At 36.5% G+C, this 13,821-nt stretch carries 14 protein-coding genes, 1 other RNA gene and 1 pseudogene; 11 read left to right on the top strand and 5 right to left on the bottom strand.

The genetic code is table 11. The features are described from left to right. Position 1: 1 nt before the first annotated feature. Positions 2-1,510: a helix-turn-helix domain-containing protein gene (locus AC4BD1_RS09360; RefSeq protein ID WP_490485518.1), complete on the bottom strand. Its 1,509-nt coding sequence runs from the start codon at positions 1,508-1,510 to the stop codon at positions 2-4. A gap of 463 nt (positions 1,511-1,973) precedes the next feature. Here AC4BD1_RS09360 and AC4BD1_RS09355 point away from each other — a divergent pair, with 463 nt between their 5' ends. Beyond that, the gene (locus AC4BD1_RS09355; RefSeq protein ID WP_206909519.1) at positions 1,974-2,519 is read left to right on the top strand and encodes a TetR/AcrR family transcriptional regulator; all 546 of its coding nucleotides are present in this window, start codon (positions 1,974-1,976) and stop codon (positions 2,517-2,519) included. An 85-nt stretch (positions 2,520-2,604) separates the two neighbouring features. After that, the gene (locus AC4BD1_RS09350; RefSeq protein WP_067482472.1) at positions 2,605-2,940 is read left to right on the top strand and encodes a hypothetical protein; all 336 of its coding nucleotides are present in this window, start codon (positions 2,605-2,607) and stop codon (positions 2,938-2,940) included. A 73-nt stretch (positions 2,941-3,013) separates the two neighbouring features. On the opposite strand, the gene AC4BD1_RS09345 is transcribed toward AC4BD1_RS09350, so the two are convergent. Beyond that, complete coding sequence (locus tag AC4BD1_RS09345) at positions 3,014-3,886, bottom strand: helix-turn-helix domain-containing protein (protein WP_206909520.1); 873 nt, start codon at positions 3,884-3,886, stop codon at positions 3,014-3,016. Between the two features lie 168 nt (positions 3,887-4,054). Here AC4BD1_RS09345 and tadA point away from each other — a divergent pair. From tadA to AC4BD1_RS09315, 6 genes and pseudogenes are all read left to right on the top strand, one after another. Further along, a pseudogene (tadA, locus tag AC4BD1_RS09340) lies at positions 4,055-4,556 on the top strand (tRNA adenosine(34) deaminase TadA). Further along, positions 4,551-4,635: signal recognition particle sRNA small type (ffs, locus tag AC4BD1_RS09335), an RNA gene on the top strand. The pseudogene tadA and the gene ffs overlap by 6 nt, the downstream one beginning before the upstream one ends. A 346-nt stretch (positions 4,636-4,981) precedes the next feature. Next, a complete protein-coding gene (locus tag AC4BD1_RS09330) occupies positions 4,982-6,367 on the top strand; it encodes a bifunctional metallophosphatase/5'-nucleotidase (protein ID WP_490485517.1) in 1,386 nt (461 codons plus the stop codon). A gap of 37 nt (positions 6,368-6,404) precedes the next feature. Then, complete coding sequence (locus AC4BD1_RS09325) at positions 6,405-7,100, top strand: YutD family protein (protein WP_206909523.1); 696 nt, start codon at positions 6,405-6,407, stop codon at positions 7,098-7,100. Positions 7,101-7,102: 2 nt separating this feature from the next. Further along, entirely contained in the window at positions 7,103-7,867 is a 765-nt protein-coding gene (locus AC4BD1_RS09320; RefSeq protein ID WP_490485516.1) for a TIGR01457 family HAD-type hydrolase, read from the top strand. Then, on the top strand, positions 7,868-8,512 hold the full coding sequence (locus AC4BD1_RS09315; protein ID WP_490466352.1) for a TIGR01906 family membrane protein: 645 nt from the start codon (positions 7,868-7,870) through the stop codon (positions 8,510-8,512). A 360-nt stretch (positions 8,513-8,872) separates the two neighbouring features. On the opposite strand, the gene AC4BD1_RS09310 is transcribed toward AC4BD1_RS09315, so the two are convergent. Then, positions 8,873-9,382, bottom strand: coding sequence for a phosphatidylglycerophosphatase A family protein (locus tag AC4BD1_RS09310; RefSeq protein ID WP_206911043.1), 510 nt, complete (start codon positions 9,380-9,382; stop codon positions 8,873-8,875). 103 nt (positions 9,383-9,485) lie between these two features. Continuing rightward, a complete protein-coding gene (locus tag AC4BD1_RS09305; RefSeq protein WP_490485515.1) occupies positions 9,486-10,487 on the bottom strand; it encodes an NAD(P)/FAD-dependent oxidoreductase in 1,002 nt (333 codons plus the stop codon). 174 nt (positions 10,488-10,661) lie between these two features. On the opposite strand from AC4BD1_RS09305, the gene AC4BD1_RS09300 reads away from it, so the two are divergent. Then, positions 10,662-11,246: a peptidylprolyl isomerase gene (locus AC4BD1_RS09300; protein WP_206911045.1), complete on the top strand. Its 585-nt coding sequence runs from the start codon at positions 10,662-10,664 to the stop codon at positions 11,244-11,246. 207 nt (positions 11,247-11,453) lie between these two features. Here AC4BD1_RS09300 and AC4BD1_RS09295 read toward each other — a convergent pair whose 3' ends face one another. Further along, on the bottom strand, positions 11,454-12,623 hold the full coding sequence (locus tag AC4BD1_RS09295) for a MalY/PatB family protein (RefSeq protein WP_490485514.1): 1,170 nt from the start codon (positions 12,621-12,623) through the stop codon (positions 11,454-11,456). 91 nt (positions 12,624-12,714) lie between these two features. Here AC4BD1_RS09295 and AC4BD1_RS09290 point away from each other — a divergent pair, with 91 nt between their 5' ends. Next, the gene (locus AC4BD1_RS09290) at positions 12,715-13,095 is read left to right on the top strand and encodes a CvfD/Ygs/GSP13 family RNA-binding post-transcriptional regulator (protein ID WP_206911049.1); all 381 of its coding nucleotides are present in this window, start codon (positions 12,715-12,717) and stop codon (positions 13,093-13,095) included. Between the two features lie 79 nt (positions 13,096-13,174). Then, the gene (locus AC4BD1_RS09285) at positions 13,175-13,537 is read left to right on the top strand and encodes a hypothetical protein (RefSeq protein ID WP_206911051.1); all 363 of its coding nucleotides are present in this window, start codon (positions 13,175-13,177) and stop codon (positions 13,535-13,537) included. Positions 13,538-13,821 lie beyond the last annotated feature (284 nt).

The following is a 13,821-nucleotide window of genomic DNA, read 5'->3' as shown; positions in this document are numbered from 1 at the left end:
CTTATGTGCCACAGGTAGCAATGTTTGCTTTGAATTGCGTTGTGTTTTTTTTTTCATAGAGTGTCTGGATAAATAGGACAAGTTTTTGCCAGCTGATTTCTTCATTTGTTAGATCCCAGTAAAAAGAAGGCGTGGTTTGCTGTGCTGCTTCAAACCAATCAGTAACGATCAAGTCCGCGTTTTCTGGCGAAAAGGTGAGAAGAATTGTTTCATGATTGAACAATTTTTCCAAACGATTTTTTAGATGATAGTTGCCAGTTAGAGTCTTCGTCATTTTTAAATAGATCAAAAGTTGTGTATCTGTCTCAGAGCAAACCAATTGATAAATCAGCGAACTCAAGTAATGAATAACGTGAGCTGAACGCAACCTCGTTGGACAAAGAGCACTGATTTCTTTGAGAATCGATTGGAATTGGACATCATCTTCTGATATCGGTTCTGTCACAACAGGGAAATAAAGTGTGTGAAATTCAATGATTGATTCTCCTAATAATGAAACAAGTGTAAGCGCAAGGGTGATGAAATAGTGATAGAAGGTGAGTTTTTCAGTCGTCTCAATTGTCGGGAAATACTTAGTTAATCGAATAGTTAATTTTTGTGCGAATTGACAAAAAGGATGGTCCACTTGTCTGAAATATTTACCGATGAGTAGTTTTTGTTGCACAGGTATCCAGCTGGGGAAGAAACAAAGAACCATGAAATTGAACACGAGTAATTCGTTCTCAGCATGTTTTTCAGATTGTTCCATTGTCATGTTTTTAAACGAACCAGAAAAATCATATGTGTGAAAGAGTAGCCTCAGTAACTTTTGAATATCGCTTGTGGGGGCTTCTAAGAAAGAAGCTTGCTTGATTCTAAGTTTGAACACCGCATAGAGCAAATAAATATTTTTTTGCTCCGTTTCAGAATGAGTGGAAAGCTGGAACGCATCTGACAAAGTGATTTCCTGCTTCATAGCGGCTAAATCAATCGTCGTAAACGGCCATTCAGTTCCTTGAAAAGCATCAGATAGAAATATGTATAGGTAGATTCGGATCAATTGTTCATCCCCAGATAAAGTGTAACAATTATTTGAGGAAATAATTTGTAGGTGAAATTTTTTTAAGTCCTTATTGATTCGAGTAGTTAATTTTTCTAAGTAAGAAGAAGAAATATATAATTTTTGGCTCAACTCTTCCTTGGCGACGGAAACATCAGGGCTGTCCATCAAAAGTAATAAGTAATTAAACCGTTGTGATTCACGTAAAAAGACTAATTTCAAGCGATAAAATACTTCCATTTTTGTTTCTTCGTAGTCTTCACTGATTTGAATCTCTCCTTTATGATTCGAGTAAATAAACGTATGAAATTCAAATAACTGACTAATTGCTTGGTTAAGTTTTCGTATCAAATCTTTCACTGTGCGTTTGGGGATCACGAGTTTATTTGAAAGATCTTGTAAGGAACATGTATCACTTTGGATAATTTCATAAAGAACGAGTAGCTCCTTTTTTTTTGCATCAACTAACATTAGAAACTCCTTTCTCCTAAATATGTACAGGATAGGCCATAAAGTGTGAGTGGTAAGTGTTTTTATACTATGTTATTCTCACAGGGTATTAGACCGTGATAATATAACTTGTTATTTTAAGGTTATTGTTTAGTTGTTTATTCTATTGTTTATGTCCAAGCGCGTTTTGTCAAGTTAGAAAAAAGTAATGAAATTTCTTTTAGACGTATGAAATATAACACTATAGTCAAGCTTGATATGAATGGTTTATTGGCTATGTTCTACCGAATCATCCTAGTCACAGGTCTATTACGTGAGATGACAGCTACTATTTTATTGGATGATTGATGTTATATTTATCATAAAAGATAGCGACTTTTTCTATACGCTTTCCCCCTACATAAAGTTACGCAGGATATTGACAAAGAATCGTTAGAGAAAATATTACTGTGAAGAATAAAATCAAATGAAAAGGGTGAAAGAAATGGGTAGAGTAACCAATTTTAGTAAAGAATATTTGCTATTTAAAAGTATGGTCTATGCAGAAGAATTTGGTTTGCATTCGATTACTGCTAGAAAATTAGCTGCGTATTGTGGCTGTTCAACATATCCGATTTATGCACATTTTGATTCTATTGGCGTATTAAAAGAAACGATTATCGACGAGATCAAGAAAAGCTTTGAAAAATATTTAGACACTTATCAGATGACTGATTTTTTTAGTATTGTTCACTTGTTGAAAGAATTTTTTGCAGTGAACGAAAGTGTTCGTGGAATCGTTTTCCAATCTGATTTAGACTTAGCTGCTTTATTCAAAACAAGTTTTAAAAACCATCTCAAGGAGCATACTAGGGTTAATGAGGTTTATTTAGTTGAGCTTTTATGGTTGAATATTTTAGGAAGTTTAAATTCTGACGAAAATTCTCGTGAGTTTTATGAAACAATGACAACCATCTGGAGTAAGTTAGCCGAACTAGATGATGATTTACCAGAAGTTTTAACGGATATTCGTTTAGTTGCAGCTAAGTAATGGTGATTCATGAGTCGAGTGTAATAGTTCGTTTATTTTTTTGTCTATGCTATGATAGAAGTAGATAAAAAGGAGCTGAAGACTTATGAAAACATCAACAAAAGTAACAATTGGTTTAGGTATTATGGCAGCTGCCGGCGTAGCAACTACAGCAGTTGTGTCAGGTAAAGTGGTGGAAAAAATTCGTCATATGTCTAATCGTTGCAAAGTCAAAAAATTTGTTAATGATAAGTTTGACGGAAACGAAAAACTGTTAGGTTTAGTTGACGACTTATCTGATAGTGATTTGGACTCTTTGATGGGTGTTTTAGAAAAAATCAAAAAAGGTCGTAAAAAAATCTCTGTTTATGGCGATACACTGAAAGATTCAACAGATGATCTACGCGAACGTTTGATGACTTTAGTTGACAAGATCATGTAATTTTTTGCGTTAAAAAAGTATAATAAAAAAGTGAGCATTGGGCTGATTTGGTCAGTTACAATGCTCACTTTTTTTAATTTTTTTTCTGTATAGGACGTTTTTGAATGATTAGAAGATAACAAAAAAGGAGATCATTTGCTTGCTTTAAATTGAAGCCAGTTGCTTCTTGAAATTTTTCTATCCGATATTTCAACGTATTGCGGTGAAGAAAAAGATTTTTAGCAGCAGAACTAATATTTCCTAAATGGTTCCACAATGCGAGGATAATTTCTTCCATATCCATTTCCTCAAGCAAACGCTGATAAGTTTGGACAAGTAAGTGATCTTTGATTCCTTCTGTTGTAAAGTAATGAAGAGCAACATCTTGTAAGGAAAACACCGCTTGGCTATTTTGTGGGGAACGTTTTTCTGTAAGAAAAATTTTCCTTTCTTCGGCAAATAATGTTCTAAAATCTTGTGAAGGCTCATGAAAAGCGCCGACAAAAACATTTGTTGTAATCTCAAAGTCAATATCTAATGTTTGAAAAATACCATTGAGCTCAGAGGCAGGGAGAAAATTTTTTCCTTTAGGCTCAATCAGTAGTGCGTCTTGCTCGCTATAAAAAAAGAAATCTGCAGGTTCATAAAACATGGCTAATAGTGTTTCTTGCCATTCTTGTTGCAAAAAATCATCATTTGCTGAAACATGTAATTGGATGATTCGATAGGAACGATCCAGTGTGAGCACTTGTTGTTCAAATAAATAATGGTACCAAGGATGATTTTTTGGATTAGTTGCCATCGGGAATAACGCTTTCAAAAGACTGATTTCAGATGGAGATAACGATTTTTTTTCAAACCAAAGAAAGGCATCTCCAGTAGCCAAAGAAAGAATGCTTGGTGATGCGGAAGGAAATTCTTTTAGTTGGGCAGTTGGATATAACTCCAATAATTGTGCTTGGTTCATTTACTTCACCTCATCGCTATTTTACCATAAAAAACGTTGACGAAAGGGAGCAACTAGTTACAAGTTTTTTTTAATATGGTAAAGTTATGCTGAAGAAAATAATGAAAGAAAAAGTGAGGGAATTCGTTGAACGAAGAACAGCTATCACAACAAGAAAAAGAAAAATGGATGCGCCTCGCCCTTGAAGAAGCCAAGAAAGCGGAACAGTTAGCGGAGGTTCCAATCGGTGCAGTGGTGGTTTTAGATAATCAAGTAATTGGTCGCGGGCATAATTTACGAGAAACAACGCAAGACGCCACAACTCATGCAGAGATGCTTGCAATCAAAGAAGCGTGCGCAACTGTGGGTAGTTGGCGTTTGGAAAAAGCACAGCTATTTGTAACACTGGAGCCTTGTCCAATGTGTAGTGGTGCAATGATCTTATCACGTGTCAAGGAAGTTTATTTTGGGGCTTATGATCCAAAGGGTGGAACGGCCGGAACGTTGATGAATTTATTGACGGATGAACGCTTCAATCATCAAGCAGTAGTAGAAGGCGGTATTATGGAAGAGGAATGTGGAGAAGTTTTGTCAACATTCTTCCGTCAGTTGCGTGAGAAAAAAAAGAAATTGAAAAAAAGCTAGTCAGAATGAAAAAAATGCGGTATACTATTTCTTGCCGAAAGGCTAGGACAATGGTGGGCTTATGAAGCGTGTCAGATCCGGAAGGAAGCAGCACTAAGTAGGCTCCACCATGTGTCTGAATAAAAATAGCTGATTGATGAACAGGGATGCGATGCCTGTTTTTTTTTGTCCAAAAAATAAGTGGACCAACTAAATGATAGAGATAAACGTGTGCCAACTGCTTCTTTTGAAGTCAAAGGCACGCTTTTTTATTTTTTTATCAAAAAAGACCAGCCTCAATAGAAAGAATGAGGCTGGCAAGGTTGGAGGTAAAGAATGAAAAAATGAATGTTTTGGGAATGACTTAATAATAACTAGGTTAGCTTAAAGAAACCATAAACGCTTTTTTATTCCATTTTTCTGAAGTAAATAGTACTTATTGGAAGAAAAAAATAGCTCTGTGGTATGATGATCGGGAAGAGAGGCGAGAAGATGGAAAAAATAATGTTATTACACACGAATGATCTCCATTCACATCTGGAAAACTGGCCCAGAATCAGACGCTTTTTAGAGCAACGGAAACGAGAAAGTGAAAAGAAAGTACAGACAACGACTATTACCGTGGATTTAGGAGATTTTGTTGATCGGTGGCATCCGTTATCGGAAGCAACGAACGGTCAAGCCAATGTTTTGCTGATGAATGAAATTGGTTACGATGCCGCAACGATTGGCAATAATGAAGGTGTTGGTCATTCAAAACAGGAGTTGAATCATCTATATGATGAAGCTAATTTTGATGTTTTATTAGCAAATTTATTTGACAAACAAACATTGCAACCGCCAGCATGGGCGAAGCCATACAAGATTATTGAAACGAAGCAACAGACAAAAATCGGTCTGATGGCATTCACAGCACCTTTTCCTTTAACATATAGTCCAAACGGCTGGGATATCCGAAACCCCTATGATATTTTACCTGAAATGGTGGAAGAATTACGACCAAAAGTCGATGTTTTAGTGTTGATGAGTCATCTGGGTATTCAAGATGATAGCCAAATTGCAAGAGAGTTACCAGCAATAGATGTTATCTTAGGTTCCCATACACATCATCTCTTTCCTAATGGGAAAGTGGTCAACGGCGTTCAATTAGCCGCGGCTGGTCGTTATGGTCAGTATGTAGGAGAAGTCCAATTGACGTTAGATGAGAATAAAAAAATTGTGAAGCATTCTGCACAAGCAATTCCAACTGAGTCGTTGACAGTTTTTCCTGAAGATGCGCAAGAAATTGCTAGTTATTTGGCAGAAGGGCATGCTCTTTTGAAAGCTAAAAAAGTCGCTGATCTACCATTTCCCCTAACGATGGAAGTTTTTGGTGAAGAACCCTTTATTCAATTAGCATTAGAAGCAATCAAAGAACGTGGAAAGACGAAGGCGGCAATTTTGAATAGTGGCTTGTTTTTAACGGATATACCAGCTGGAATTGTCGACCAAGATGAGCTGCACACTGCGTTGCCACATCCAATGCACTTATTAAATGTAACAGTTAAAGGATCAGATTTGATTCGATTAATTTTGGAAATGGAAAAAAATCGCAATTTTTTACGTAACTTTCCTATGAATGGGATGGGTTTTCGAGGCAAAATATTTGGACAAATCGTTTATAATGGCATTACCTACGATGAAGTAAATCACCAGGTGCTGTTTCAAAATCAACCAATCAATGAAAAAGAGCGCTATACGTTTACAACCGTTGACCATTTCATGTTTGTGCCGTTTTTCCCAACGATTGAAATTGCCGGCGAAAATGAATTTCTGTTTCCAGAATTTATTCGTAGTGTCGTGGGTGATTACTTGAAAGCTCACTACCCAATCAAATAAAAACAAGGTATAATGACTAGGAATAGGTGGTGAAAGTATGTCTGCAAAATCAAAAGAAAAGAAACAGCAGCCAGTTGCAAGTAAAGAAATGAAAGAAACACCTGTAGCAACAGCTGAAAGTGAAGCAACAAATCTTGTCACAGATGAACTAACGAATGCTTTAGAAGAAATCGTTGAAGAAAAGCCTAAAGCAGAAAAAATCAAAGGGGAGCTTGTGACACCTTTAGATGATAGTAATTTTTTAGTTGGTGATCGACAATTTCGTCTAGTAGCCAATCACCGTGAAGGATTTGACGCACAAAAACTTGGCGAGCGATACAGTGATGTGTTATCTCGTTATGATTATATCGTTGGGGACTGGGGCTATGAACAGCTTCGCCTGAAAGGATTTTTCCGTGCAGACAATCGACGTGCCCATCCGGATCAACGGATTGATTCATTAGAGGATTATCTTTATGAATACTGCAATTTTGGTTGTGCCTATTTTGTTATCGAACGCATAGGTGGGGGAGACAAAAAGGAAAAGCCAACACAACGTCGTAAAAAGAAAAAAAATTACAATCAGACAGCGTATATTGATGAAAAGAAAGGTCCAGTATCTTCTAGTCATAAAAAACCTGTCATTAAAAAACGTAAAGAAGCACCAAAAAAAGCGACTGCTGCGAAAGAATCAGTCCAGCAGCCAGCAAATGAAAAAGCGAACTTTACGATAAGAAAAAGAAAAGAGTCGTGAGTATGAGTTATAAAGGATATTTGATTGATTTAGACGGAACGATTTATCGCGGAACAGAACCAATTCCGGCAGGAAAACGTTTTGTCGAGGAATTACAACAACGTGAGTTACCCTTTTTATTCGTTACGAATAATACAACGAAAACCCCTGCTACAGTTGCCAAACGGCTAGCAGATGAATTCGATATTCATGTCGCAGCTGAAACTGTATATACAGCAAGCTTAGCGACGATTGATTTTATGTTAACCGATGGAAAGGGTAAGAAGGTTTTCGTTATCGGAGAATCAGGATTGATTGACTTGATATTGGAAGCTGGATTTGAATGGGAAGAAGAAACCCCAGATTATGTTGTTGTGGGGTTAGATAATTATTTGACTTACGAAAAAGTGGTGACAGCAACCCTTGCAATTCAAAAAGGGGCAACTTTTATTGGAACAAACCCAGACAAAAATATTCCTACAGAACGTGGATTGCTGCCAGGGGCAGGTTCAGTGGTCTCCTTCGTCGAAACAGCTACGCAAACAACGCCAATTTATATTGGTAAGCCAGAAGCAATCATCATGGATAAAGCAGTAAAAATCTTGGGACTCCAAAAAGAGGAAGTAATCATGGTGGGTGACAACTATGAAACAGATATCCAAGCAGGTATCCAAAATGGCATTGATACATTGTTAGTTCTATCAGGGTTTACCAAAGCTGAAGATGTACCTCATTTACCAGTTCCACCTACGTTTATCAAAAATTCTTTAGATGAGTGGCAGTTCTAAATGGGCAAGCGTAAAGGACAATGGCTTGAATTTTTAGGGTTGACTAGCTTATTTTTGACCTTGATCAGTTTAGCGATTGCCTTGACTATCAACTTTCGACCGCTCTATGTATTTGATATCGATTATTTGCATATTTTGCGGTACACGTCTCTTGATCAGCAAACGTTACTTCAAAATTTCGATGAATTGATGAAATATTTGAATAATCCATTTCAATCTGTACTGAGTTTGCCAGATTTTCCTGTTTCGGCCAGTGGCGCACATCATTTTCGTGAAGTACGTGCTCTTTTTTTCATTGATTATGCTGTGTTACTAGTCACGTTGATACCAAGTAGCTTGTTTGTTTTTTCGTTATGGAAAAATAAACGTTTCTGGCGATTGATACGTCCGTTTCAATTTGGGATGCTTGCGCCAGTAGTTATTGGATTTTTTATGTTAATCGGTTTTGATCGATTTTTTATTGTTTTTCACGAAACATTTTTCAATAATGACGACTGGTTGTTTGATCCGCGAACGGATCCAATTATCAATGTGTTACCAGAAGCATTTTTTATGCATAGTTTTGTTCTCTTTTTTATTTTACTTGAGCTCTTTTTCGCTTTTTTCCTATTCCTTGGAAAACATGAGTTAAGGAAGAAAAGATAACTATTCAGCAAGAAACACCCTCAAAGATAAGCCAAATCTGGTTTACCTTTGAGGGTGTTTCTTTTGATCTTAATAAAAGGAGGTGCGACAAAAGTCTTGTCATACCTCCTTTTAAGAATAAACGGTGTTCTCCAAGCAACTTCTCAAAATAATTCTCAACTGTCCCAAAATATGAAAAGCTATTTTTGTCAGTTTCTCATTATTTTTTCGAAGCTGGTCGCTTGGAGCCACAACCTCATTCACGGTGTTCTCCAAGTAACTCCTCGATATAGCTTGCATTCACTTCAAAATAAGAAAAGGTATTTTGCGTGACTGCTTACTATGCTGTCAGAGCTAAACATTTTACGCCACAACTTTTATTTATTGTGTCAAACGACTGCGTTTTTCAGGTTCAGCATGGGCCAAACGACTTGCTGCAGATGCGGCAATCGCGCCGACGATATCATCTAAAAATGTGTGGACATGGTCACCATCATGACGATTCAATTGTTTTAAAATTCCTGGTTTCACTTTGTCAATATAGCCGTAGTTGGTAAATCCAATCGTTCCGTAAACATTCACAATCGATAATGCAAGAATCTCATCAATTCCGTACAAGCCTTCATCGTCTTCGATAATGTGTTGCAAAGGATCCATCAACTGTTTTTGTTCCGCTAAGATATCTAACTGAATGCCAGTGATGATCGCATTGTGGACTTCTCGTTTTGTTAGGACTGAATCAACGCTTTCCGCACAGTCTTCTAAGGTCAAGTCGGTGATATAATCTTTTTGCAAAAACATGACTAATTCTGCAATATCTTCAATTGTTACCCCACGTTCAAGTAAAAGAGCTCGTGCTTTTTCTTCTAATGTTTCCTTTTTGATAACCATGGTATTCCTCCTTCAAACAATCTATAACTTTATGTTAGCTTAATCAAGAAAAAAAGCAAGGAGGATACCTTTGCACCTGAGGTCTATCGCAAGTGAATGATGGTTATCTTTCAGGACGAAGACGTTTATCATATAAACTGGTACTATGTCCCGGTTGTGCTCGCTCTTTAGGATTGATGTAATGTAAAGCATTGTTGACAGCAGTCGGAGCTTCACCAAATCCTGTAGCAATTAATTTTACTTTGCCATCATAAGAACAAATATCACCCGCAGCATAAATTCCGGGAATCGAGGTTGACATATCGGAATTTACCATGATTGCTTGACGAGAACTTTCCAGCCCCCAAGAGGCAATTTGTCCTAAATTAGAAGTGAAACCATAATTGACAATCAAAGAATCAATGCTTAAATCAATCGTTTCATCACTTTTTACCTTTTTTAAACGAAGATCGGTTAACTGATTTGTTTCACCGGCTAAGTCTTCAATCAAATAAGGTGTTAACAAATGAACCGATGAATTTTTTAATTGGGCAACGCTGTGCTCATGTCCACGAAATTCGCTTCGACGATGGATCAGATAGACTTCGCTCGCAATTGGTTCAAGCATCAATGCCCAATCAATAGCAGAATCTCCACCACCGGCAATTGCTACTTTTTTTCCGGCATATTTCATTAAATCATTGACATAATAATCTAAACCGTTGTTCTCAAATTCATCGGCGCCTTCGATGGCTAATTTTCTTGGTTGAAACGAACCATTTCCTAATGCTAAAATTACTGCTTTTGAATAATGGATCCCCTTATTGGTAATGATTTCGATCACATCGTCTTCGCGTGTAATGGAAAGAACTTCTTCTTCTAAATGAAATGTATGATTAAAAGTCGTCAATTGTTTTTCAAGATTGCCGACCAATTCGTTTGCTTTAATTGCAGGATAACCTGGGATATCATAAATATATTTTTCTGGATACAAAGTGGCTAACTGGCCGCCAAGTTGAGGCAAACTGTCAATAATCTTTGTTTTTGCTTGTCGCAGTCCTGCGTAAAATGCGGCAAACATGCCAACGGGTCCAGCACCGATAATGGTAATATCATAAATGTCCATAAAAACTCCTCCTCCAGACACACTATAGCAGAATTTAACTGAGAATGCTTCTCAAATAAATAAATTTTACTTGGAGTTTAACCTTTCTTTTTAGGAATCTAATCTAGTTTTTTGAATAGACATTCGGTATTATGTTATTATTTGATAGTAAGAAAACATTAGGAGGAACCAAACATGGCATTTCCACAATTAGATTTAGCAAATGAAAAAGGTCCAAAAGCAACAATCAAAACAAATCGCGGAGACATCACAGTGCAATTGTTTCCTGAACTAGCACCTAAGACAGTTCAAAACTTTATTGAATTAGCTAAAAAAGGATACTATGATGGTGTCATTTTCCACCGTGTCATTCCTGATTTCATGATCCAAGGTGGCGATCCAACTGGAACTGGTATGGGAGGAGAAAGTATCTACGGTGAAAGTTTTGAAGATGAATTTAGTCGTGAATTATTTAACTTGCGTGGTGCTTTATCAATGGCGAATGCTGGTCCAAATACCAATGGTAGCCAATTTTTTATCGTAAACAATGAAAATGTTCCTGCTAATATGCTCGGACAACTTGAAGGGGCTGGGTTCCCTGCGGAAGTTATCGAAGCTTATAAAGGCGGAGGAACACCTTGGTTAGATTTCCGTCACACAGTCTTCGGCCATGTTGTTGAGGGGATGAATGTTGTCGATGAGATTGCAAATGTACAACGTGGACCACAAGATCGACCAGTTCATGATGTAGTAATCGAAACAATTGAAATTTCAGAATAACTATCAGTCAATATGCTAGTAATGTAAAAGAGGTTGTGGTCCAAGGCTTCAAGCAATAAGAAGAAATTCTCGAAAATGGTTACTCAAACTTTTGTGAAATTTCGGCTTATTACCGAAGAAGTTGCGTTGATAACACCGTTTATTCGTATAAAAGGGACTGAGACAAAAACGTTGTCTCAGTCCCTTTTTGTTTTTTTGATAGAAAGATTACTTTTCAAAAGATTGTTTGATTCGTTGTAATCCTTCTAATAAAGTTGTTTTTGGGCAAGCAATATTCAAACGCATATGACAGTGTCCTGCTGGACCAAAAGAAATTCCTGGATTCAAGACAACTTTTCCTTTTTTAATCAAACAATCTTGCAATTCTTGGTCATTTGTTTCGTATGCGGAAAAGTCTAACCACATTAAGTAAGTACCTTCAGGTTTCATGACACGCACAGCCGGCATTTCTTCTTGGAAAAAGGAACAAACAAGTGAAATATTTTCTTCTAAATAAGGAAGCAACTCGGAAAGCCAAGTTTCACCAGTTTCGTAAGCCGCCTGAGTCCCAATTAAGCCAAACGTATTAATTTCTTGTTGCTGATTAGTGAGGAGACGTTGCTCAAAAGCTGCTTTAAGTTTTTGATCTTTGATAAACACCATCGAATGTTTGATTGCAGCTAAATTAAATGTTTTTGTAGCAGATGTAAAAATAATCATTTGGTTGCGTAGCTTCGAATTGATTGTCAACATTGATGTAAACTGATTACCAAATAAGATGAGGTCATGGTGGATTTCATCACTGAATATAAAAACTTGATAGTTTAAACACAATTCTGCTAGCTGAGTTAATTCAGCTTTTGACCACACACGCCCCCCTGGATTATGGGGATTACATAAAATTAGCGCTTTGACATTGTGTTGTTGTATCTTTTGCTCCATATCTGCAAAGTCCATTTCGAAATGATTGTTTTTTTCTATTAAAGGACTTCGAATCAACTTTCGCTGATTGTTTTCTACTATAGAAGAAAAGGGTGGATAAACAGGATCATGGATCATGATTGAATCACCTATTTCGGTAAAAGTTTGAATACCAACCGCTAAACTGGATAAAACACCGCTCGAGAAGACAATCTCTTCCTTTTTTAAATCAACTTGATGTTGCTCTTTTTCCCATTGAATAATAGAGTTGTATAATTCATTAGGGATCGTTGAATAACCAAATAAACCCTTTTGTACGTAGCTACTTAAAGCTTGAGTAACGCTTTTAGGAGAAAGAAAATCCATGTCTGCTACCCAAAGAGGTAATAAATCAGATGCGTGATATGTTTCAGTGATACCATCCCACTTTACGCTATGCGTATTTTTTCTCGTTATTTGCTGATCAAATTCTACCATTTCAAGGCCCCCGATTTAACTTGTTTATTTTCAAAACTTCTTTTTTTAAATCATATACAGTATAATGAAAGATGCGAAGAGAGGGAAGTAAATGACTTATAAAATTGGACAAATAATTGAAGGAAAAGTAACTGGGATACAACCCTATGGTGCGTTTGTTTCTCTTGACGAAGAAACGCAAGGATTGATCCATGTTTCAGAAGTACAATCAGGTTATACAAAAAATATTCATACGTTGTTGACAATTGGGCAACCAATCAGAGTACAAATTATTGATATTGATGAGTACTCTCAAAAAATCAGTTTATCTCTAAGGACGTTAGAGAACAAAAGTCCAGTAGTTGCACACCGCAGAAAAAGGTACTTTACAAATAAAAATAGAAAAATTGGTTTTAAAACGATCGAAGAACAACTGCCCATTTGGATCAAAGAAGCATTGATTGAATTGGAGAAAAAAGAAAACAAGAAATAAAAAGTGTATTTTTTCTGAAAATATGCTAAAATTTTTTTGTAAGCCATAGAACAAGAACGAGTTGATCGAGGTGGAGATTTTGGCAAGCAAAAGAGTCGCTGGTACAATTATGTTGCATTTGGAGGATGGATCAAAGAGGTTTCTGGTTCATTCAATTGATGATACGCTAGAATTTGCGTTAGCAGATCTTTCTGAAGGGAAGACTGGTCTAGCCAATATGCTTAATTTTTTAAAGGAGATCGTTCATATCGATGTGAGTCAAATAAACTTGATGGAGTTGACTAACACTCATATTGGACATGAAAATGTTCCCTTGTTTGTTTTTGAAACAGAGCAGAAGAATCAGGATGGTGAACTAGCAGAAGGCTATCTTTGGGAAGAATCAGGGCAGATGCGAGCTGTTCTTGGGACTTACGAAGTAGAGGGTGTCCCTCTTTTCTAATTAGAAACTACAAAATAAAAAGAAGATTGAATTTTTTTCAATCTTCTTTTTTTGCTGTTTTGACCCAACAAACAAGTGAAATGTTCCGTTTTATGAGTTTTATACACATTTTTTGCTGTTTAATCCAATACTTGATAAGAAAAACACGAAAATTAGGAGAAAAACAAATAATAGATAGTTTAAAAATGATCAAAATTGCAGTTGACCAATCAAAAAAAGAATGATAAATTAGACAACGTTGAAGCGAAAGTAACATTCATGAAACTTTCGTAAATAACATGAAA

Source organism: Enterococcus sp. DJ147D b, from assembly GCF_058216655.1.
Note: the sequence above shows the minus strand (reverse complement) of the source record. Positions and strands in the feature narration are given on the sequence as shown.

Coding starts and splice junctions, on each gene's coding strand:
- AC4BD1_RS09360 (WP_490485518.1), bottom strand. CDS start 1,510: ATGTTAGTTGATGCAAAAAAAAAGGAGCTACTCGTTCTTTATGAAATT.
- AC4BD1_RS09355 (WP_206909519.1), top strand. CDS start 1,974: ATGGGTAGAGTAACCAATTTTAGTAAAGAATATTTGCTATTTAAAAGT.
- AC4BD1_RS09350 (WP_067482472.1), top strand. CDS start 2,605: ATGAAAACATCAACAAAAGTAACAATTGGTTTAGGTATTATGGCAGCT.
- AC4BD1_RS09345 (WP_206909520.1), bottom strand. CDS start 3,886: ATGAACCAAGCACAATTATTGGAGTTATATCCAACTGCCCAACTAAAA.
- AC4BD1_RS09330 (WP_490485517.1), top strand. CDS start 4,982: ATGGAAAAAATAATGTTATTACACACGAATGATCTCCATTCACATCTG.
- AC4BD1_RS09325 (WP_206909523.1), top strand. CDS start 6,405: ATGTCTGCAAAATCAAAAGAAAAGAAACAGCAGCCAGTTGCAAGTAAA.
- AC4BD1_RS09320 (WP_490485516.1), top strand. CDS start 7,103: ATGAGTTATAAAGGATATTTGATTGATTTAGACGGAACGATTTATCGC.
- AC4BD1_RS09315 (WP_490466352.1), top strand. CDS start 7,868: ATGGGCAAGCGTAAAGGACAATGGCTTGAATTTTTAGGGTTGACTAGC.
- AC4BD1_RS09310 (WP_206911043.1), bottom strand. CDS start 9,382: ATGGTTATCAAAAAGGAAACATTAGAAGAAAAAGCACGAGCTCTTTTA.
- AC4BD1_RS09305 (WP_490485515.1), bottom strand. CDS start 10,487: ATGGACATTTATGATATTACCATTATCGGTGCTGGACCCGTTGGCATG.
- AC4BD1_RS09300 (WP_206911045.1), top strand. CDS start 10,662: ATGGCATTTCCACAATTAGATTTAGCAAATGAAAAAGGTCCAAAAGCA.
- AC4BD1_RS09295 (WP_490485514.1), bottom strand. CDS start 12,623: ATGGTAGAATTTGATCAGCAAATAACGAGAAAAAATACGCATAGCGTA.
- AC4BD1_RS09290 (WP_206911049.1), top strand. CDS start 12,715: ATGACTTATAAAATTGGACAAATAATTGAAGGAAAAGTAACTGGGATA.